Raw genomic sequence first — 21,341 nt, forward strand, 5'->3', positions numbered from 1 at the left:
CTAAAATCAGAAAAAGTAGTTTTATTTTCATTCAGCGGAAAATATTTACCTCTGATATAAAAATGGTAGCTGAACGAAGATAAGCCTCAGTCGTATGTCACAGAAGGCGCCAGCGCGTTAAACTTGAATTGAACTAGATCAATGCAAAACCTGGACGAATATACACTAAGGTAAACTTGATATTTTTTTGAACAAAAAATGAATGGCTATTCATTCAATGGGAGAATAAGGGGGAATTGCTTGTGACTTATAACATTAAAAAAGCGGCTGTTCTAGGTTCTGGAGTAATGGGTTCTGGGATTGCAGCACATTTAGCAAACATCGGTATTCCAACATTATTATTAGACATTGCACCGAAGGAACTAATAAAAGAGGAAGAAGCAAAGGGTCTTTCTTTAGAGCATCCTGCGGTAAGAAATCGTATTGTAAACGGGGCTCTTCAAAAGTTATTAAAGCAAAAGCCAGCACCACTTACTTCTAAGAAAAATTTATCACTACTAACGGTTGGTAACTTTGAGGACGATTTAGAGAAATTAAAAGATGTAGATTGGATCATTGAAGTTGTCGTTGAAAATTTAGCGATTAAACAAAGCCTATATGAAAAAATTGATGCAGTACGTAAACCTGGCACAATTCTTAGTTCAAACACATCTGGCATAAGCATAAATGCAATGGCAGAAGGGCGTTCCGAAGATTTTAAAAAGCATTTCCTGGGAACTCACTTTTTCAACCCACCTCGCTATTTGAAATTACTGGAAGTCATTCCGGCGAACACAACAGCGCCAGAGGTTGTAAGCTTTATGAAAACATTTGGCGAAGATGTACTTGGGAAAGGTGTCGTACTTGCTAAGGATACACCGAACTTCATTGCCAATCGAATTGGAACGTACGGTTTACTCATCACTTTACAAGAAATGATGAAAGGTAGTTATTCGGTTGGTGAGGTGGATTCTGTAACGGGTCCATTAATCGGGCGTCCAAAATCTGCTACCTTCCGAACGCTAGATGTAGTTGGGTTAGATACATTTATCCACGTAGCGAAAAACGTCTATGATCAAACGACAGGTGAAGAGCAGCAAGTATTTGCAGTACCAAAATTCCTACAGAAAATGGTCACAAACGGTTGGCTAGGAGCAAAATCTGGTCAAGGGTTCTTCATAAAGCAAGGTAAAGAAATACTTGAAATTGATCCAAGCACATTAACGTATAGCCCAGTGAAAAAATTAAAAACACCATCTATCGAAATGGTGAAACAAACTCGTGGCTTAGCAAATAAAGTGAAAGCATTAACGTATGCTAAGGATCGTACAGGAGAGTTATTATGGGGGATATTCGCGCCAACGTTAATTTACTCAGCACAGCTACACGGTGAAATTGCTGATGATATTGTTGCGATTGACAATGCTATGAAATGGGGCTTCGGCTGGCAGCAAGGTCCGTTTGAACTATGGGATGCAATTGGCGTGAAAGAGTCCGTAGCTAAAATGGAGGCGGAGGGTCGTGAGGTGCCGGCATTTGTCAAAGATATGTTAGCAAGCGGCTTTGAAACTTTCTATTCAGAAATTGACGGTGACCTTGCATTTTATAATGGCTCTGAATACGTTAAAGTGCCAGTTAATGAAAAAGAAATTAACTTAAAACGCTATAAGAAAAAACATGGCGTTATTAAATCAAATACAGGTGCTAGCTTAATAGATTTAGGTGACGGAATTGCATTACTTGAATTCCACTCTCAATCAAATGCAATAGGCTTAGACATTATTCAAATGATTAACTTTGCGATCGATGAAGTAGAAGCTAACTATAAAGGCTTAGTCATCGGTAACCAAGGGAAAAACTTCTGTGTTGGTGCTAATCTAGGAATGATTTTAGTAGAAGCACAGGATGATAATATTTTTGAGCTAGATTTCGTTATTAAAGCATTCCAAGATGCCATGCAAAAGATTAAATACTCTCGCAAGCCAGTTGTGGCAGCACCTTTTGGCATGACACTTGGCGGCGGCTCGGAGGTCTGCTTACCAGCTGCACATATTCAAGCAACAATGGAGACGTATATGGGCTTAGTAGAAGTCGGTGTAGGGTTAATTCCTGGCGGTGGCGGGAATAAGGCACTTTACCAAAAATTCCTCAAAGGCTTACCAAATGGCGTTGAGGTAGACTATCAAACTATTGCTAATAAAGTATTTGAAACAATTGCGATGGCAAAAGTCTCGACATCAGGTGAAGAAGCGCGTGATAATAATTTCTTGAATTTTGCCGATGGGATTTCTGTTAACCCGGATCACCAACTATATGATGCAAAACAAGCTGCACTAGCGCTTTATGAGGCAGGCTATCAAGCACCTGTACCTACGAAAGTTCCTGTAGTCGGTGCATCAGGCTACGGTACGCTACTAATCGGTGCGCAAGGAATGTTTGAATCAGGCTATATTAGTGAACACGATTTAAAAATCGCTAAAAAATTAGCGTATGTCATTGCTGGTGGTAAAGTTCCATATGGCACATTAGTCGATGAACAATACCTTTTAAACCTTGAGCGTGAGGCGTTCCTAAGCTTAGTTGCAGATCCTTTATCTCAACAAAGAATGCAACACATGCTTTTAAAGGGAAAACCACTGCGTAACTAACGTTAAGACTGAATTAACCATACTTGCACATGAAACAAAGGGGGATTAATACGATGCGTGAAGCCGTTATTGTAGCAGGAGCACGAACTCCGATTGGAAAAGCGAAGAAGGGTTCTTTAGCAACAGTTAGACCAGATGATTTTGGAGCAGTTGTTGTCAAAGAAACATTGAAAAGAGCGGGCTATGAAGGTCCGATTGACGATTTAATTTTAGGATGTGCAATGCCTGAAGCTGAGCAGGGCATGAACGTAGCGCGTAATATAGGAGCGCTTGCCGGGTTACCAGATACAACACCAGCGCTGACAATTAATAGATTCTGTTCATCAGGTTTACAAGCAATTGCTTTTGCAGCAGAGCGTGTAATGCTAGGACATTCTAAGGCGATTCTTGCGGGTGGCGTCGAGTCGATGAGTATGGTGCCAATGGTCGGTAATACACCTCGCTTAAATCCGACTTTAGCAGAAACTGCTCCGCAATATTATATGGGGATGGGGCATACGGCTGAGGAAGTGGCACGTCAGTACAATGTTAGCCGAGAAGATCAGGATGCATTTGCTGTTCGTTCACATGAGCTTGCAGAAAAAGCGATTAAAGAAGGTAAATTCAATGATGAAATTGTACCTATCGAAGTGGAACAACATTATGTAGATGATAACAACAAACCACAAGTGAAAAAATTCACTTTTAGTATGGATGAAGGTGTACGTCCAGGGACATCTGTAGAAGGTTTAGCGAAGCTTCGTCCAGCCTTCCATGTACAGGGAAGTGTTACAGCTGGTAATGCCTCTCAAACTTCTGATGGTGCAGCAGCAGTACTTGTGATGGATCGTGAGGAAGCTGAAAAGCAAGGGCTTACACCAATGGCTAAGTTTTTAGGCTTTGCAGTTGGTGGCGTACCTCCTGAGGTGATGGGTATTGGTCCAATCGTGGCAGTACCAAAAGCACTTGAAATTGCAGGTTTATCAATAGATGATATTGACTTATGGGAAATTAATGAAGCATTCGCGTCACAGTCCTTACAGGTCGTACGTCAATTAGGCATTGACCAAAATAAAGTAAATGTCAATGGTGGAGCAATTGCCGTTGGTCACCCACTCGGTGCAACGGGAGCCATTTTAACATTAAAGCTTATTCATGAACTGAAGCGCCAAGGTAAAAAATATGGTGTCGTGACAATGTGTATTGGCGGCGGTATGGGTGCAGCAGGAGTATTTGAAATTCTTTAACTTCTTTATTTTCGCTAGATAAGCTTGGAGTGCGGCGTTTCTGGTTGCCTCCGGACAAGGTGCTTCAAGCTTTTCTATATATCGGGAAAAAAAGCCATTAACAATAGATGCATAGGGAGGAATTTAGAATGACAGAAAAAACAACGGATTTCATTAAAGGCGGCGGATTTATTATTGAAGATGTGGAATTAAATCGTGTATTTACACCAGAAGATTTCACAGATGAGCATAAGATGATTGCTAAAACAACAGAAGAGTATGTTGCAAATGAAGTGTTACCAGTCGTTGAAAAATTAGAAAACCATGAATTTGAGCATTCAGTTCGTCTACTAAAAAGCGCAGGTGAGCTCGGCTTACTAAGTGCAGATGTACCTGAAGAATATGAGGGTCTAGGCTTAGACAAAGTTTCTTCTGCATTAATCGCAGAAAAAATGTCTGTTGCTGGTGGCTTCTCTATTACACACGGTGCACATGTAGGTATTGGTTCTTTACCAATCGTACTTTTTGGAAATGAAGATCAAAAGAAAAAGTATTTACCGAAGCTTGCGTCAGGTGAATTAATTGCTGCCTACGCATTAACAGAGCCAGGTTCAGGTTCTGATGCATTAGGTGCAAAAACGACTGCGAAGTTAAATGATGCAGGTACACATTATATTTTAAATGGTGAAAAGCAATGGATTACAAATGCAGGCTTTGCAGATGTATTTGTTGTTTATGCAAAAATTGATGGCGACAAATTCTCAGCATTTATCGTAGAACGTACTTTCAATGGTGTATCGGTTGGCCCAGAAGAGAAGAAAATGGGTATTAAATCTTCATCAACTCGTACATTAGTACTTGAAGATGCGGAAGTACCTGCAGAAAACTTATTAGGTGAAGTGGGTCGCGGTCATGTTATTGCCTTTAATATTTTAAATATCGGTCGTTATAAACTGGGGGTAGGAACGATTGGTGGCTCGAAGCGTGCTTTAGAGCTAGCGATTCAATATACAAACCAACGTCAACAATTTAAAACAAAGTTGTCTGATTTCAATCTAACAAAAGAAAAATTATCGACAATGGCTTCACAATTGTATGCGTCTGAGTCATTAAATTATCGTACTGTAGGTTTATTTGAGGATCGTTTAAGCCAGCTAAGCCCAGATGAGCAAAAGCAAGGGAAAGTTATTGCTAGTGCAATTGCTGAGTATGCTATTGAATGTTCTATTGCGAAAGTATTTGGTTCTGAGACTTTAGATTACATTGCAGATGAAGCGGTTCAATTACACGGTGGTTACGGCTTTATGGCTGAATACGAAGTAGAGCGTATTTATCGCGATTCACGTATTAACCGTATTTTTGAAGGTACTAATGAAATTAACCGCATGATTGTACCAGGTACATTTATGAAAAAGGCATTAAAAGGTGAATTGCCATTGCTACAAGTTGCTCAAAACTTACAACAGGAGCTTCTTATGCTAATGCCTGAGGATGTTGGCACAGAGCCGCTAGCACAAGAAAAATATCTTGTAAAAAATGCGAAGAAAATTGCTGTATTAGCAGCAGGTTTAGCAGCACAACGCTACGGCGCAAAGCTTGATCAAGAGCAAGAAGTATTGGTGAATATTGCAAATATCACAAACCAACTGTTCGCTATGGAATCAGCTGTATTACGTACAGAAAAAGCGATTGCTCGTGACGGAGTTGAAAAAGCACATCAAAAATTACTTTACACTCAAATCTTCTGCCAAGAAGCATTTGCAGAAATTGAAAAAGAAGCAAAGGATACGATTCTTGCTTCAGCAGACGGCGACGCTGCACGCATGACATTGTCTGCACTACGTAAGTTAACGCGCAACAATCCGTACAACTTAATCGCGAAGAAACGCGAAGCTTCTGTTAAATTAATTGAAGCTGAAAAATATGTAGTTTAATAACAGACTTAACCTGGCTATCCGACATGTGATAGCCAGGTTTTTTGTTGAAAATAAAAGTATAGCTCTTGCAAAATGAGGGGGGATTTCCGTTCCAGCTAGGCGCGCGATTCTATTTTATCAGCGATTTTCATGTTGTTATCAGCGATTCTTGGTATTTTATCAGCGATTTTCATGTTATTATCAGCGGTTCTAGATATTTTATCAGCGATCGACATTTTGGAGCAACGAGACATTTCCTTCGCCCAAATTGTTGCTGCCGCTGCGCTTTCGCACAGCCAGCCGGAACGGAAATCACCCCCACGCTTTGTCATAATGAGTTTCATTTTGGTTCGTAACGGTTATGATGGTATACTACAGAAAATGAGGGAGACGCTGAAAATGTAGTGTCCTAAAAATGATAGTAGAGGAGCCTTTAAATGACGATTCAATTTATTCATTATCCAAAATGTACTACTTGTAAAAAAGCTCAAAAATGGTTAAAGGACAATGAGATTTCATTCGAAGAGGTACATATTGTCGAGCAACCGCCTACAAAGGACGAATTAACGAATTTATGGCAAGAAAGTGGACTGCCATTAAAGAAATTTTTCAATACTTCTGGTATGAAATATCGTGAGCTTGGCTTAAAGGATAAGCTTGTTGACATGACTGAAGAGGAGCAGCTTGAACTGCTTGCTTCAGATGGTATGCTGATTAAACGTCCAATCGTAACAGATGGGAAAAAAGTAACTTTAGGGTTTAAAGAATCAGATTTTGAGCAAGCTTGGAAATAACCCTATTTATCCTTGTTTTTATAGGAGAAGTATGGCAAACTGAAAGTGAATATACTACATATTTTATGGAGGGGTTTATTGCATGAGCACACCAAAAGACTTACGTTACTCTGAAGAGCATGAATGGGTAAAATTAGAAGATGGTAAAGTACGTATCGGTATTTCTCACTTCGCACAATCTGAACTTGGAGATATCGTTTTCGTTGAGCTTCCACAAGTTGGCGACGAAATTAAAACAGATGATCCATTCGGTAGTGTAGAATCTGTAAAAACAGTTTCTGAATTATACGCACCAATCTCAGGTACAGTAGTTGAAGTAAATGCAGATTTAGAAGATAGCCCAGAATTCGTGAATGAATCACCATATGAAAAAGCATGGATGATCGTTGTAGAGCTTGCTGATGCATCAGAAGTTGAAAAGCTTATGACAGCTGAGCAATACGAAGAAATGATTGCTGAATAAGACAAGCCCTAAAAAACGTCGGAAATCACCGGCGTTTTTTATTATCTTTAATCATTTCCCACTATAGTTGGGGAGACGAAAGCCGTTGTAGGCCCTTATCAATGGGTGTCTTATATGATCACCGACAGAGCGTAATGGATATAATGAGCTATAAGGTATATGTCTAATGGGGGTGGCGTGATGTTCGAGGGAAAATGCTTAATTGTCGAAGGTCGTTCGGATAAACTTCAAATTAAACCTATTTTAAGTGAAGATGTTATAATACTTTGTACGAATGGTACCATTGGTGTACATCAATTAGAAGAGTTACTCGATCCATATGAGGGCTGTGAGCTTTATACATTTTTTGATGCAGATACATCGGGTGATAAGCTACGGGCATTAATGGACAGACATTATCCAGAGGCTGAGCATTTACGTACGATGCCGACATATAAGGAAGTTGAGACAACTCCGAGAAAGGTGTTAGCGATGATATTGCTGCGTGCACACTTCTCAATCCATAATGAATATATTTTGTAAGGTTGCGTGAAAAGATGGAAGAATGGTCAAAAGAGCAGTGGGATACGGCTGTACAGTCCGGTGAAAAGGCTGCCTTTTATTTATATACGCCTATGTGTGGAACGTGTGCAGTTGCATCGAAAATGATGACGATTGTCGAGCAATTGCTGCCACAGCTACAGGTTGGTAAAGCGAATATTAATTTTATAGAGCACATAGCTTTTGATAATAAAATCGAAAGTGTACCATGTTTACTCGTGTGTGATGGCGGAAAAGTAACAGAAAAGGTATATGCCTTTCAATCCGTACCATTTTTATACGAATTGCTAAAAAAATCAATTGACTGAACTTTGATAGCGTGATAAAGTACGAATATACTAAAAAAAATAAATATATCGAACTCTTATAAAGAGTGGCGGAGGGAAGTGCCCTATGAAGCCCGGCAACCATCACAAAGTGAAAAGGTGCCAAATCACTCAAAGATTTATCTTTGAAAGATGAGAGAACGGTTTAGCGTATAATTACGTGACCCCTTCTACTTGTCTATAAGTGAAGGGGTCTTTTTAACTACTTTCAACACACGACTGAGTGACCAACATCACGTTGGCTCAATGCCTTCGGCGGATGTCATGGAATCGGAAATGAGTTCAATATAGGATGTTAGCCTAAAATCATCGCATCCATGCGATAACGGCTAACTGACCTGCATCGGTAAAAACGCCACGTCCTGTGGCATTATCGAAATGACCGACATCGTGTCGTCCCTCGTGCAGGCCTAAGCACAAACCGATTCCGAACGCTATTATGTCGGGGCATAATTGATATGAGAAAAGGAGAATTCGCTATGATTCAACTTCAGAATATTACAAAAAAATACAAAACCGCGAATGGCGAATTAACTGCAGTCAAAGACGTCAATCTTTCAATCAATAAAGGTGAAATTTTTGGCATTATCGGCTATAGTGGCGCTGGTAAAAGTACGATGATTCGCTTATTAAACGGTTTAGAAAAGCCTACAACTGGTACGGTGACGGTTAACAATCAAGAATTTTCATCTATAAAGGGGCAAAAGCTCAGAGATGCTAGACAAAAGGTAAGTATGATTTTCCAGCATTTTAATTTACTTTGGTCAAGAACTGTTGAGGAAAATATCGCTTTCCCACTAGAAATCGCAGGTGTTCCAAAGGCACAACGTGAAGCACGAGTGAACGAATTGATCACACTTGTTGGCTTGGGGGGACGTGCTAAGGCGTATCCATCACAGCTATCAGGGGGACAAAAGCAACGTGTAGGTATTGCGCGCGCGCTTGCTAATAACCCAGAGGTATTATTATGCGATGAGGCAACGTCTGCACTCGATCCGGAGACAACAGATGCTATCCTTGATCTACTTGTCGATATTAATGAACGCTTAGGTCTAACGATCGTATTAATTACACATGAAATGCACGTTATTCGCAAAATTTGTCATCGTGTAGCGGTTATGGAAGCCGGAGAAATTGTAGAGCGTGGTGAGGTATTACAAGTATTCCAAGCACCGCAAGCTACCATTACGAAAAAATTTGTTTCTCAAATTACAGATACGAAAGAAACACAGGAAACTGTGGCTCAAATTAAAGCAAATTACCCTACTGGACAACTTGTAAAGCTGATCTTTGTAGGAGAAAAAACAGAGCAGCCTGTCATTTCACATCTTGTGAAACAGTTTGATGTGGAAGTAAGCATTGTACATGGTAATATTTCGCAAACGAAAAATGGTGCGTACGGTACACTTATAGTGCAAATAAACGGCTCAAAGGATAATGTTGCGGATGCACTTAACTACTTAAATACAGTCGAAGTACAAACGGAGGTGATTGCAAATGCTAACTAGTCTCTTTCCGAATGTCGACTGGGAAAAAATGTGGGAAGCTACGTATCAAACATTGTACATGACAACGATCTCTACAGTTATCACATTTATACTTGGCTTAGCAATTGGGATCGTACTATTTTTAACAAGTCCAACCCAACTATGGGCAAATAAAATTGTGAATTTTTTGACAAATTCGATTGTTAACATTTTTCGTTCTATTCCGTTTATTGTGCTAATCATTTTATTAATTCCATTTACGAAATTTTTACTTGACACAATTCGCGGAGCGAACGCAGCTTTACCAGCATTAATTATTGGTGCTGCACCATTCTATGCACGAATGGTATTAATTGCATTACGTGAAATTGATAAGGGTGTTATTGAAGCAGCTCGTTCAATGGGGGCTAAAACGTCAACGATTATTTGGAAAGTATTAATTCCAGAATCGTTACCAGCACTTATTTCAGGTATTACAGTTACTGCCGTAGCACTTGTTGGTTATACTGCGATGGCAGGTATTATCGGTGCAGGCGGTTTGGGGAATTCAGCTTTCTTAGACGGTTTCCAACGTAATCATGGAGATGTGACATTAATGGCGACTATTTTAATCTTAGTAGTTGTATTTATCATTCAATGGATTGGCGATATGATTACAGCGAAAACCGATAAACGCTAAGAATTACAGGGTTATTTTGGTTTTATACCACTAACATATTTAAACAAGATTAAAGGAGTGTAATAAAATGAAGAAATTATTAGCAGGATTATTCTTATCAGTACTGGTACTAGCTTTAGCTGCTTGTGGTGCTGGTAAAAAAGAAGATACAAACGGAACAGACGGTAAAGAAAATGTAACATTAAAAGTAGGTGCTTCAAATGTACCTCACGCAGTTATTCTAGAACAAGCAAAACCAATTTTAGCTAAACAAGGTATCGATCTTGAAATTGCAACATATCAAGATTATGTATTACCAAACCAAGATTTAGAATCTGAAGAAATTGATGCAAACTACTTCCAACATATTCCTTATTTAGAGAAGGAAATTAAAGATAAAGGTTATGATTTTGTAAACGCTGGTGGTATTCATATCGAGCCAATCGGTATCTACTCTAAAGAGTATAAATCTCTTGATGATCTACCAGAGGGTGCAACAATTTTACTTTCTAACTCTGTTGCAGACCACGGGCGCATGCTTTCATTATTAGAAGCTAAGGGCTTAATTAAACTAAAGGATGGGGTAGATAAAACATCTGCTGAGCTTAAAGATATCGAAGGAAATCCTAAAAACTTCAAATTCGATGCAAATACAGCTCCTGAAATGCTTGTACAAATGTATGAAAATAATGAAGGTGATGCAGTTCTTATCAATTCTAACTACGCAATCGACAACGGTCTAAATCCAATGGAAGATTCTATTTCTCTTGAAGATAAAGAGTCTCCATATGTCAACATTATTACAGTACGCGCTGGTGATGAAACAAAACCAGAAATTAAAAAATTAGTAGAAGTATTAACGTCTAAAGAAATCCAAGACTTCATCGTTGAAAAGTGGGAAGGCTCGGTAGTTCCAGTTAAATAATTAATCCTCATTCAGTGGATGTAATAGTACAAACTTAGGTTTGTACTATTTTTTTGGTGTGCCGGGCATGTCCGTCAACTAGGTGATGAAAGTTCACTGTGGGCGTTGGGATATGCGAACCACTAGCCAAGTGCAAGGGTGTCCGTGGTGACACGGAATCTGAAGGAAGCAGGCGGTAAAACCTTGGTCCGAGGTACACGAATCACATTCGAGGTTGTCCTGACTGGACGAGATTGCCAAACAAATCAAAATCCAAAATATCCACGGAAGTCAGGGCAATAAATGTGGCGGATATATGAGGTGAAAGTGGACGGACTTACCCCGGGAGATCTGATGAATACCTGGAAACAGAACCTATTTAGTGATAGATAGCTGAATCATCAGAAGTCAGCAGAAGCCATAGTACCAGTAATGGGAAGGGCTGAACGAAAGGAGTGAACATGGAAGGGCACATTATATGACAGTGAAGACACAGCCAATCGTAAGACTTTTCGCTGCCTTGAAACGCAGAACGTGAATCGCGCAACGAAAAGAGTGGAACTGTTCATATGCATACCTATACCATGAGAACATATGGATACAAATGGACTAATTTATTTAATAACAGACCGAGATAATCTAAATGAAGCTTTTAAGAAGGTACGTAGAAATAAAGGGGCTGCCGGAGTCGATGCGAAAGATATAGAGGCAACACGCCAATACTTAAAAGAAAATAAAGAAAAGATTACTCGCCAAATTCAAACAGGGCAATATACACCGCAACCGGTAAAACGGGTAGAAATTCCGAAAGGAAATGGTGATACGAGAAAATTGGGAATCCCAACTGTAACAGACCGCGTTATTCAACAAGCGGTTGTTCAAATCTTAACACCAATCATCGACCCAATTTTCAGTGACTATAGCTATGGTTTTCGTCCAAATAAAAGTGCCCATCAAGCAATTACACAAGCGCAATCTTATATGGATGAAGGCTACAAATTCGTGGTAGACATGGACCTTGAAAAATTCTTTGACCGTGTCCAACACGATAAACTGATGTCACTAGTTGCGGGATATATTAAGGATAAGCCAACCTTAAAGCTAATCCGTAAGTTTCTCAACGCTGGCACTATGGCAAATGGGGTCGTAGTACATAGCCAAGAAGGCACGCCACAAGGTGGCCCACTGAGTCCACTACTTAGTAATATCCTTCTCCATGAACTAGATAAAGAGCTTGAAAAACGAGGTCACAGATTCGTCCGTTACGCAGATGACTGCAATATCTATGTTAAAAGTCTAAAAGCAGGAGAGCGTGTGAAATTAGGGATGACAACATTTATCGAAAAGAAACTAAAGCTTAAGGTAAATGAGGAGAAATCCGCAGTGGGAAAGCCGAGAGCACGGACATTCTTAGGAGTGAGTTTCTACCGAAACAAGCAACAAACAAGGATTTACGTGCCGAAGAAAAGTAAACAGAAATTGGAAGATAGAATCCGCCATCTCACGAATCGCAATCGAAGCATGCGAATGGATGAAAGAATTAAATGCCTCAACTACCTGATTCAGGGATGGGTTAATTACTTTAAAATCGCGGACATTGGAGAATACGCTAAAAAGATGGATGCCCATATACGCCGAAGATTGAGAGCGTGTCGATGGAAAGAGTGGAAGAAAACCACAACCAAGTATCGCAACCTTAAGAAACTTGGTATCTGCCCGAACGACGCTTACAGAATAGCAAATACCCGAAAGGGATATTGGCGTTCATCCAATAATCCAATCATAAATAGAGCCCTAAATAATAAATACTGGGAGAAACAAAATTTAAAAAGTCTCTCCCAAATCATTTTAAAACCATAAAACTTTCGAACCGCCGTATACGGAACCGTACGTACGGTGGTGTGAGAGGTCGACTAGTCAATTAATGGCTAGTCTCCTACTCGATAAAAAATAGAGAGAGATTGACCAGTCTTCTAAGAAGAAAATCCTGCTTTATAAGGAATAATAGTAAAAAGAGAGATATCCTTCTTTTTGTTTATTTCTATTTACATAAATTTTCGATATGGTATAACTAGTTTGAATGAATGGGGCTGGCTGAAATTATTAATAGTCGAAAGTTAAAGTTGGTGATCATATGCATAATGTTTATGTCGCTAAATAGTACAACTATAAAGGCAGATAGTATTACAGAAGATGAACGTTCTACATGGATATGGAATCCGTGGATACTTGTAGATAACGAAACCAGTACATTGCAATTTTTAGAAAGTAAACGAATAAACAAAGTTTATTTACAAATTGATTATGAAATGTCGAGAAGCGTTTATCGAAGCTTTATTGAAAAGGCTACCGCAAAAAACATCCAAATATACGCACTTGCTGGGGAAGCCTATTGGATTACAGAGAATTGCATTGAGTATCAAAATCAACTTATGAATTGGCTAGAGCTTTATCAACGTGAAGCAACAGAGGCGCAACGTTTTTTAGGAATTCATCTAGATATTGAGCCATATGATACAAATATTTGGTCTACAAAACAAACAACCGCGATTCAAACCTATCAACAGTTAGTTATACATGCCAAAAAGAAAGCAAGGTCATTAAAATTACCTCTAGAATTAGATATACCTTTTTGGTATGACGAAATTTCATTTGAGACTAAATATGGTAAAGGCATTTTATCTGAATGGTTAATTAATTATTCAGATGGTGTGACGATAATGGCTTATCGAGATAATTCACAGGACATTATACAAATCGTAAAAAATGAAATTGAATATGCTAAACGAATGGACAAAAAAGTTGTTGTAGGTGTTGAATCTTTGAAGTCAGCAGAGGGCGACTTAGTTAGCTTCTCAGAAGAAGGGGAAGCGTATATGAATCGACAATTGAACAAAATTCAAAAATATTTTTCCGGAAAACAGAGCTTTAATGGTATTGCAATCCACCATCTTGAAAGTTGGATTGAAATGCGACCATAAATATCTTATCGGCTATTTAATTAACCGAGATAAAGTTGTCTTGTAATCAGCAATAAAAAGGCATTTTTCCTTTATTTGTTCGTTGTCATAAAAGGAAATAATCTAGCTCATCACGAAAAGTTGTGGATGACATTTGTTAAAATGCCATGTTTATAGGTTGATTGGAATGAAGGCTGGACGCTCCCAGTCGGAACGGAAATTAACCACACGTTATGGTGATGAGCTAATAATCTGTAAAACTTCTTCAGCTTATGTGGGGAAAACACCCGATTTTTTCATTTTATCCTATGGTATTTTGATGGAATTTTTCGAATTTTTGATTTGTTTAGAAATTGTTTAGTTTGAACTGATATTCTTAAAAAAGGATTCTAATATGATATACTGTAAAACGTTGAAAAAGCACATAACGAAATCGAGTAAAAAGTAATATCCTACCTTTATCTTTATCTCCAAGAAGCACATATTACTAAGGAAAAAAATCTTGTATATATTCGTGTGACCGTTAACTATTTTTTATCTTCCTTCAGTAGATGTTTTGCTGCGAAAGCAAAGCGTCAGCTACAGAATGCTTGTACCTCTATGTAGAAAGTTCTAGAAGCAGTTATACTCATTTGATAAAACTAAGTTTATTTTAGGGTGGATTAGATGATTGGGTCTATACAAATTTGTTATAGCGGATATTGTATTAGCAATCATCAATTTTTTGTGGAATATATTCTTTTTAATTTTACAGTAATGGATTCCCCGCACTTCAATAAGTGAACTTAAAAATAAGAAAATCGCATGAAACTATGAAAACTATCTATTGATCATGATAGTTTTACAGAACAAACAAATATTATATTAAAAAATGTATGAGGAGTATAGGATGGACACTTTAATTAAAGCTACACAAAAAGTAAAAATTTTGAATGAAAGTAATATTATGCCGCTTTTTGATGTGTTAAAGGCAAATGTTATTCGTTCACATATGGAAATGACAGTTATTTTTTTAAAGGCAACTGTAACTGATTCCAATCAATTTAACGTGATTGAAAAATTAGAAGAACAAATTGCTCATTTTTTTGTATCCGAAGTTCGGAACACCGATATGCTTTTTAAGTTAGAGGGAAGTTTGCGATGGGGAATTTTGCTACCACAAAATGGTGAGGAAGAGGGAAGAGCGTTTTTAAATCGAATTTTTCAACTCGTAAAAAATGAGAACTTCCCTACTAAAATCGATTCAGCTTTTACATTGCAGGGAATCATTGTAGAGATTAAAAATGATCAAGTAATGTTTGAAGATTTAATAGATAAACAGTTTGAAGTTTTAAGTCAACTATCGGAACCTTGGGAAATCGAAATCGTGACGAGCTTTAAGGCACAGCCAATTAAAAGAGTGAAGGTTAGTATTTTAGAGGAAAATGCTATTTTTAGCGAAGTATTAGAATTGACAGTTCAAAAAATGATAGTAGATCACTTTCAATTGGAAACAAAAGTTTTTTCAGATGGATACGAATTTTTACAGTCAGATTGGTATTTATCTGGACATACGCATATCGTCATTATGAATGATATTTTACCTCGTAAAAATGGCCTCAATGTCTTGCACACATTAAGGCAAATGGCTAATCAAAAGAAATTTATTATTTATATGATGACAAATAGAAAATCTCAGTCAGATATGATTTACGCATATGAAAGTGGCGTTGATGAGTATTTAATTAAGCCATTTGATTTAAATTTATTTCAAGCACAATTAAAAAGAACATTTGCGAGGTTATGATTATGATTGAATTATCTATTCAATTGTTATTGTATATTATTGCTATTCTCTTAGGATTTTGTGGTGTAGCAATGATTTATTTAATTTATCAAAAAAGGAACGAAGAAAGAAAGAATCATGAGATGGAGGAGTATATACAAAATACAAAAATACTTTGGCAGGGGTACTTTTTAGGCGACGACCAATTTACTGTGACGCTAATTCCTAAAAATAAATATCAAATATTAGCGGTAGAACACATATTTTTATCGTATTTAAGAAATATATCCAATCCAACTATTCAACAAAAAATCTATACTTTTGCACAGATGTATTTAAAGGAATATTACCAAAATGAATTAAAATCCAGAAACTGGAGTAGGAAAATGAATGCCATGTACCGCATTGCTGATTTTCATATACAAGAGCTTATCGGTACTTGCGAAGTATCGATTAAACACAAACGTTCTATAGAAGTATTTCAGCTATTAAAAATATATTCTATTCTTGAAAAAGAAAAATTTATACAAGAAATATTGTTATGTAATTATTCTTTTTCAGAAAGTGAATATAAAAAGTTATTCTCATATTTAGAAGTAGAGATGCTTCAACGCCTTATGGAAAAGATGGAGAATTTACAACAAGCAGCACAATATGCATTGATTGATACAATTGCAGCAAAGGGCAGTATGGCTGTTATAGAGGGACTTGAAGAATTACTCGTAAGTGAGGATACTGAAATTCGTATTCGTACTCTTAGAGGGCTTGAAAGAATTGGCGTTATCCGAAATTTAGAGACGTATATTCCATTTGTCAATTCGTCTATATGGGAAGAAAAATTAATGGTCGCAAAATTATTTAAATATGCACCTTTAACATATACTGCCGAGCATTTAGAAAAATTGTTACAGGATAGTAATTGGTGGGTACGATCACAAGCAGCAAACACGATCATTGAAGATCCACGAGGTTATCAGAGATTAAAAGAATTCATTGCAACAACAAATGACCAATATGCAATTGATATGGCTAATGAAGTATTAGAAAAAAGGATGCGTGCAGTATGATAATACTTGACTATTTAATGTGGTTTTTTGGCGGGTTAATCATCATTTATATGCTACTAGTTATAGTAACGTATGGCCTTATGTTCTTCTTTGCCCTTTTAAAGCTACGAAAAGAATATAGGCTTGATCAAACTGAAATGGATGAAACATATATTGATGCGTTCTATTCTAAGCCAGTATCTGTAATTATACCTGCTTATAATGAAGAAGTAGGTATTGTGGATAGTATTCATTCTCTACTTAGTTTACACTATCCAGAATTTGAAATCATCATGGTCAATGATGGTTCTACTGATCGTACTCAAGAAATAGTTATTGAGCAATTTCAAATGAAAAAAATTGAAAAAGTAATAAAAATGGAAATCCTAGCAAGTCCCATTATTCAAATCTATCAATCCCAAATACACCCAAATTGTTTTTTAGTAGAGAAAGAGAATGGTGGAAAGGCAGATGCTTTGAATGTAGGTATTAATGTTGCAAAATATCCTTATTTTTGCTCTGTTGACGGAGATTCAATTTTGGAGAGTACATCTTTATTGCGTTTAATGAAGCCAATTGCCTTATCTGATGGTGAGGTAATTGCGGCAGGAGGAAATGTTCAAATAGCCAATGGAATGAACATGCAACTTGGTTCCATATTAGAAACAAACTTATCTAAAAATTATTTAGTTACTATGCAAATTATTGAATACTTTAGAGCTTTTTTGATAGGACGAATTACATTAAGTAAATTTAACTTGGTTTTAATTATTTCAGGTGCATTTAGTGTGTTTTCAAAAAAATGGGTAGTAGAAGCAGGTGGTTATACTAAAAGTATGATTGGTGAAGATATGGAACTTGTAGTAAAACTGCATCGATATATCCGTAAAAAGAAAGAAAAAAAACGTATTGAATTTGTAGAGAACCCTGTTTGTTGGACAGAGGCACCAGAAACGATGGCTGTTTTAAGGCGACAAAGATGGAGATGGCATCAAGGGTTATTGGAGAGTTTATGGAATCATAAAACAATGACTTTAAATCCGAGATATGGCGGTATTGGGTTATTATCCTTCCCGTATTTTTGGCTCGTAGAAGGTTTAGGGCCGATTATTGAACTAGGTGGGTATATTTATATTGTTTGTGCTTTTTTCTTAGGTGATATCTATTATGAGATAGCCATTTTGCTACTTTTAACATTTGTACTTTATGGTGTTGTATTTTCAATGATGGCTGTGTTATTTGAAGCATGGAGCAAAAATAAAACGTTCAAGGTTGCTGATTTAATACGTATGATGTTATTAAGTTTCACAGAAATTTTTTGGTATCGTCCCATTACACTCATTTGGCGCTGTGAAGGTCTTTTAAACTTTTTAGTAAGAAGACGAGAGTGGGGCAAAATGGATCGTAAAGGTATTTCAAGCAAGGAGCAAGAATCGATATGAAACGTATTTATTTGGGAATAATAGTAGTGCTATTACTTATAGTGATACCAATAGCTCTTTGGTTTGTGTCACCTAATAAACAACTGAATGTTGCAATTATTGATAAAACAGTGAAGGATGATTCATATCGAGAGCATTTAGGGTTAACTTGGCTATTAAATTATTTGAAGTACGAACATAAAGAAGACCAATATGATGAGTCCGAAGATTATTTTGGTACAATTCCAGATGTAAAAAATAACAGTGTGTCTACTTCTGAAATGCCAAAAGATTACAAAGGTTATGATGCAATCTATTTAGCAGATACGTATGGTGTCTATGAAGATGATCTTAACCCAAAGCAAGAAAGATTGGGGGCACGATCAAAGAAAATTGTTGGTGGATTAGAATCGCAAGAATGGGATGCTATTATGAAACGTTTAACTAGTGAAGAAAAAAGTTTATTTATAGCAGAATTTAACTCTATTGCATCACCAACATCTCCAGAAGTTCGAAATCAAGTGCTAGAGTATTTGAAAATAGATTGGACTGGCTGGATTGGTCGCTATTTTGAAGAATTAGACTATAGAAAAAATAATGAAATACCACAATGGGTTGTTGATAAATTTATGGATGACTGGAAATATGAAGGTGGGGGCTTCATATTAGTGAATGACTTTACAGATGAGGTTATTGTTTTAGAATTCAATAAACATATTGATAAAGAAGGTATTTATCTTAACTTCACTAAAGAAGGACAAAAGTTCTTGGATGTTTCATCAAGCCCTCGTTATGATTACTGGTTTGATATTGTTACCGCGGAAAATGAGCAAGATGTTTTAGCGAATTATGAGTGGAGTTTAACGAATGAAGGTAAAAAATTCTTAAATGAACATGATATTCCTCTTTCATTCGCAGCTGTTGTTTCAGGTGAACAAAAAAACGCTACGAATTATTATTTTGCAGGCGATTTTAATGATATGAATAAAGTGCCATTTTTCTATAAGATGAAAGGGCTAGCATCAGTCTATAAAGTTTTACAACATTTTTCAGATGAAGATTTTTATTGGTCAGCCTATGTACCGATGATGAAGTCTATTTTGGAAGAGTTCGAGAAAAAAGAAGTTAAGCAGAAAGCTAACGATTCAGCAACAAATAAATTAGGGTATAATGCACGTATTAATGATCAAACATTTGAAATCTTAAAAGATGGACAGTGGGAAGCGATCACCCTTAAAGGTGTTAATCTGGGGATGGCAAAACCCGGTTATTTCCCTGGAGAGGCAGCCATTACGGAGGATGAATATTATCGTTGGTTCCAACAGATTGGTGAAATGAATGCCAATACAATTCGAGTCTATACGTTACATCCACCTGGCTTTTATAGAGCTTTGAAAAGATATAATGAAGAAGCAGAAAACCCTTTATATGTACTACATGGAGTGTGGATTGAAGAAGAAGGTTTAGAGGAAACTTTAGATGCTTATGACCCTGCAACGCTTGAGAAATTCCGAGCAGAAATGAAAACCCTTGTAGATGTTATTCACGGAAATAAATATGTAGAACACGAAGTAGGACATGCTTCTGGTTATTATGATACGGATGTTTCTCAGTATATAATTGGTTGGGTTGTTGGTATCGAATGGTACCCTCATATGGTAAACGGAACAAATGAAAAGCATGCAAATATTGGACAATATGATGGTGTTTATTTCGAAACGAAAGATGCTTCCCCATTTGAATATTGGCTTGCAGAGCAAATGGATTACATTACGCAATATGAGCAAAATAATTATGGCTGGATGCACCCTATGAGCTTTACAAACTGGGTTACAACAGATTTATTAGATCATCCATCTGAGCCGAATACAGATGAAGATATTGCAAGTGTTAATCCGAATGTCATTTATACAAAAGGGTTAGCGAAACAAACGGGTCAATTTGCATCGTACCATGTGTATCCATACTACCCAGATTTCTTTAACTATGATCAAAAATACTTGTCGTATGTGGATCATCGTGGAGAAAAAAATAGTTATGCAGCTTATTTAGCAGATTTACACGCTGCACATCGTATGCCGATATTAATCGCTGAGTTTGGAATCCCTGGTTCACGTGGTTTAACTCATGATAATCCGTACGGCTGGACTCAAGGATTTGTATCAGAGCAGGAACAAGGTGAAATATTAACCCATCTGTTTGAGGATATTATGGCAGAGGATTTACTGGGCGGATTAGTATTTACCTGGCAAGATGAGTGGTTTAAACGTACATGGAATACGATGGACTATGATAATCCAAACCAACGCCCTTATTGGTCTAATGCACAAACAAATGAACAACAATTTGGTTTACTAAGCTTTGATCGGCATAAGGTACAGGTTGACGGAAATACGTCAGAATGGAAAGCTCCTCCCTTATATGAACAACAAAAAAACAAGCCTTCAATGAGCGTGGATTATGATGAAAGATACTTGTACCTTCAATTAAAAGGAGATTTACTCAATAAAACATCTTCGACTCAAATTCTATTAGATGTTATTCCGAATCAAGGAAAAGCAGCCAAATCAGATTTAAAAGGAGTAACGTTCAGTAATGGTATTGAGTTTGTTGTCGAGCTCAATAAGAATAAAGAGTCACGTATGGTCATAGACCCGTATTATGATTTCTATTCTTATTTATATGGGCATGAATTAAAGCTTATCGACATACCATCTCCAAACGTTATGAAGGAGAACACTACGTTCAGTCCGATTTACTATGCTTTAAATAAGGAGCTATACTTGCCAGAACGGGATATAACTGTACCTTTTGAAGCATATGAAACAGGCAAATTAATAGAGGGGAATGGTAATCCGGAGGCAGAGAATTATAATTCACTTGTCGATTATAATTGGAGCGACGACGGAACGATAGAATTACGTATTCCTTGGTTACTTCTTCAATCAAAAGATCCTAGTCATAAAGAATTTATAGGGGATTTTTATAAAGAAAACGGAGAAGTATCAGTTTTTGTAGATGAAATAAATATAGGTGCATTGTTTGTTAATGATAAGCATGAGGTTGTCTCTTCGTTGCCAGAGATTGAAAAAGGTGAACTTAATCAATTGCATAGTTTTACATGGGATAATTGGAATATGCCTAAAACTGAAGAACGGTTAAAAAAATCCTATGGAATTATGCAAGAAACATTTAAGAGGTTTGAATAGTGGTTTAAAGGAGAGAGAAC

The 21,341-nt window shown here is 37.1% G+C and carries 17 protein-coding genes and 1 riboswitch; of the genes, 16 read left to right on the forward strand and 1 reads right to left on the reverse strand.

The genetic code is table 11. The features are described 5' to 3' along the window. Positions 1-242 precede the first annotated feature (242 nt). The 3 genes from ACB089_RS04385 (at position 243) to ACB089_RS04395 (ending at position 5,766) form a co-directional block, all read left to right on the forward strand. Positions 243-2,627: a 3-hydroxyacyl-CoA dehydrogenase NAD-binding domain-containing protein gene (locus ACB089_RS04385; RefSeq protein ID WP_374965452.1), complete on the forward strand. Its 2,385-nt coding sequence runs from the start codon at positions 243-245 to the stop codon at positions 2,625-2,627. A gap of 53 nt (positions 2,628-2,680) precedes the next feature. Next, the gene (locus ACB089_RS04390) at positions 2,681-3,853 is read left to right on the forward strand and encodes an acetyl-CoA C-acetyltransferase (RefSeq protein WP_374965453.1); all 1,173 of its coding nucleotides are present in this window, start codon (positions 2,681-2,683) and stop codon (positions 3,851-3,853) included. Positions 3,854-3,981: 128 nt separating this feature from the next. Next, positions 3,982-5,766: an acyl-CoA dehydrogenase family protein gene (locus tag ACB089_RS04395; RefSeq protein WP_374965454.1), complete on the forward strand. Its 1,785-nt coding sequence runs from the start codon at positions 3,982-3,984 to the stop codon at positions 5,764-5,766. A 98-nt stretch (positions 5,767-5,864) separates the two neighbouring features. Here the strand turns inward: ACB089_RS04395 and ACB089_RS04400 are convergent, their stop codons facing one another. After that, a complete protein-coding gene (locus tag ACB089_RS04400; protein WP_374965455.1) occupies positions 5,865-6,080 on the reverse strand; it encodes a hypothetical protein in 216 nt (71 codons plus the stop codon). A 105-nt stretch (positions 6,081-6,185) separates the two neighbouring features. Here ACB089_RS04400 and ACB089_RS04405 point away from each other — a divergent pair, with 105 nt between their 5' ends. From ACB089_RS04405 to ACB089_RS04465, 13 genes are all read left to right on the forward strand, one after another. Beyond that, entirely contained in the window at positions 6,186-6,542 is a 357-nt protein-coding gene (locus ACB089_RS04405; RefSeq protein ID WP_374965456.1) for an arsenate reductase family protein, read from the forward strand. A gap of 82 nt (positions 6,543-6,624) precedes the next feature. Continuing rightward, positions 6,625-7,005, forward strand: coding sequence for a glycine cleavage system protein GcvH (gene gcvH / locus ACB089_RS04410; RefSeq protein WP_368637829.1), 381 nt, complete (start codon positions 6,625-6,627; stop codon positions 7,003-7,005). A 180-nt stretch (positions 7,006-7,185) separates the two neighbouring features. Further along, positions 7,186-7,527, forward strand: a complete 342-nt coding sequence (locus tag ACB089_RS04415) for a hypothetical protein (RefSeq protein ID WP_068985361.1) — start codon at positions 7,186-7,188, stop codon at positions 7,525-7,527. A 14-nt stretch (positions 7,528-7,541) separates the two neighbouring features. Beyond that, a complete protein-coding gene (locus tag ACB089_RS04420; protein ID WP_068985360.1) occupies positions 7,542-7,853 on the forward strand; it encodes a thioredoxin family protein in 312 nt (103 codons plus the stop codon). Positions 7,854-7,906: 53 nt separating this feature from the next. Then, a riboswitch (SAM riboswitch) is annotated at positions 7,907-8,010 on the forward strand. A gap of 340 nt (positions 8,011-8,350) precedes the next feature. Then, entirely contained in the window at positions 8,351-9,379 is a 1,029-nt protein-coding gene (locus tag ACB089_RS04425) for a methionine ABC transporter ATP-binding protein (protein ID WP_068985359.1), read from the forward strand. Further along, a complete protein-coding gene (locus ACB089_RS04430; protein ID WP_374965457.1) occupies positions 9,369-10,037 on the forward strand; it encodes a methionine ABC transporter permease in 669 nt (222 codons plus the stop codon). The genes ACB089_RS04425 and ACB089_RS04430 overlap by 11 nt, the downstream gene beginning before the upstream one ends. Positions 10,038-10,104: 67 nt before the next feature. Next, positions 10,105-10,941, forward strand: coding sequence for a MetQ/NlpA family ABC transporter substrate-binding protein (locus ACB089_RS04435; protein WP_374965458.1), 837 nt, complete (start codon positions 10,105-10,107; stop codon positions 10,939-10,941). 573 nt (positions 10,942-11,514) lie between these two features. Beyond that, a complete protein-coding gene (ltrA, locus tag ACB089_RS04440) occupies positions 11,515-12,780 on the forward strand; it encodes a group II intron reverse transcriptase/maturase (protein ID WP_374965264.1) in 1,266 nt (421 codons plus the stop codon). A gap of 281 nt (positions 12,781-13,061) precedes the next feature. Continuing rightward, positions 13,062-13,901 (forward strand): amidase, encoded by an 840-nt coding sequence (locus ACB089_RS04445; RefSeq protein ID WP_374965459.1) that lies wholly within the window; start codon positions 13,062-13,064, stop codon positions 13,899-13,901. Positions 13,902-14,769: 868 nt separating this feature from the next. After that, positions 14,770-15,666 (forward strand): response regulator transcription factor, encoded by an 897-nt coding sequence (locus ACB089_RS04450; RefSeq protein ID WP_374965460.1) that lies wholly within the window; start codon positions 14,770-14,772, stop codon positions 15,664-15,666. A gap of 2 nt (positions 15,667-15,668) precedes the next feature. After that, complete coding sequence (locus tag ACB089_RS04455) at positions 15,669-16,712, forward strand: HEAT repeat domain-containing protein (protein WP_374965461.1); 1,044 nt, start codon at positions 15,669-15,671, stop codon at positions 16,710-16,712. Further along, complete coding sequence (locus tag ACB089_RS04460) at positions 16,709-18,133, forward strand: glycosyltransferase (protein ID WP_374965462.1); 1,425 nt, start codon at positions 16,709-16,711, stop codon at positions 18,131-18,133. Before ACB089_RS04455 ends, ACB089_RS04460 begins: the two co-directional genes overlap by 4 nt. Beyond that, complete coding sequence (locus tag ACB089_RS04465; protein WP_374965463.1) at positions 18,130-21,321, forward strand: hypothetical protein; 3,192 nt, start codon at positions 18,130-18,132, stop codon at positions 21,319-21,321. The genes ACB089_RS04460 and ACB089_RS04465 overlap by 4 nt, the downstream gene beginning before the upstream one ends. Positions 21,322-21,341: the final 20 nt, after the last annotated feature.

The organism is Lysinibacillus sp. RS10 (assembly GCF_041956855.1).
GTDB classification, from domain to species: Bacteria; Bacillota; Bacilli; order Bacillales_A; family Planococcaceae; genus Lysinibacillus; species Lysinibacillus xylanilyticus_A.

What these genes read in the sequence shown, in the direction of transcription:
- ACB089_RS04390 (WP_374965453.1), top strand. Translation starts at nt 2,681, where the DNA reads ATGCGTGAAGCCGTTATTGTAGCAGGAGCACGAACTCCGATTGGAAAA.
- ACB089_RS04395 (WP_374965454.1), top strand. Translation starts at nt 3,982, where the DNA reads ATGACAGAAAAAACAACGGATTTCATTAAAGGCGGCGGATTTATTATT.
- ACB089_RS04400 (WP_374965455.1), bottom strand. Translation starts at nt 6,080, where the DNA reads ATGACAAAGCGTGGGGGTGATTTCCGTTCCGGCTGGCTGTGCGAAAGC.
- ACB089_RS04405 (WP_374965456.1), top strand. Translation starts at nt 6,186, where the DNA reads ATGACGATTCAATTTATTCATTATCCAAAATGTACTACTTGTAAAAAA.
- gcvH (WP_368637829.1), top strand. Translation starts at nt 6,625, where the DNA reads ATGAGCACACCAAAAGACTTACGTTACTCTGAAGAGCATGAATGGGTA.
- ACB089_RS04415 (WP_068985361.1), top strand. Translation starts at nt 7,186, where the DNA reads ATGTTCGAGGGAAAATGCTTAATTGTCGAAGGTCGTTCGGATAAACTT.
- ACB089_RS04420 (WP_068985360.1), top strand. Translation starts at nt 7,542, where the DNA reads ATGGAAGAATGGTCAAAAGAGCAGTGGGATACGGCTGTACAGTCCGGT.
- ACB089_RS04425 (WP_068985359.1), top strand. Translation starts at nt 8,351, where the DNA reads ATGATTCAACTTCAGAATATTACAAAAAAATACAAAACCGCGAATGGC.
- ACB089_RS04430 (WP_374965457.1), top strand. Translation starts at nt 9,369, where the DNA reads ATGCTAACTAGTCTCTTTCCGAATGTCGACTGGGAAAAAATGTGGGAA.
- ACB089_RS04435 (WP_374965458.1), top strand. Translation starts at nt 10,105, where the DNA reads ATGAAGAAATTATTAGCAGGATTATTCTTATCAGTACTGGTACTAGCT.
- ltrA (WP_374965264.1), top strand. Translation starts at nt 11,515, where the DNA reads ATGGATACAAATGGACTAATTTATTTAATAACAGACCGAGATAATCTA.
- ACB089_RS04445 (WP_374965459.1), top strand. Translation starts at nt 13,062, where the DNA reads ATGTTTATGTCGCTAAATAGTACAACTATAAAGGCAGATAGTATTACA.
- ACB089_RS04450 (WP_374965460.1), top strand. Translation starts at nt 14,770, where the DNA reads ATGGACACTTTAATTAAAGCTACACAAAAAGTAAAAATTTTGAATGAA.
- ACB089_RS04455 (WP_374965461.1), top strand. Translation starts at nt 15,669, where the DNA reads ATGATTGAATTATCTATTCAATTGTTATTGTATATTATTGCTATTCTC.
- ACB089_RS04460 (WP_374965462.1), top strand. Translation starts at nt 16,709, where the DNA reads ATGATAATACTTGACTATTTAATGTGGTTTTTTGGCGGGTTAATCATC.
- ACB089_RS04465 (WP_374965463.1), top strand. Translation starts at nt 18,130, where the DNA reads ATGAAACGTATTTATTTGGGAATAATAGTAGTGCTATTACTTATAGTG.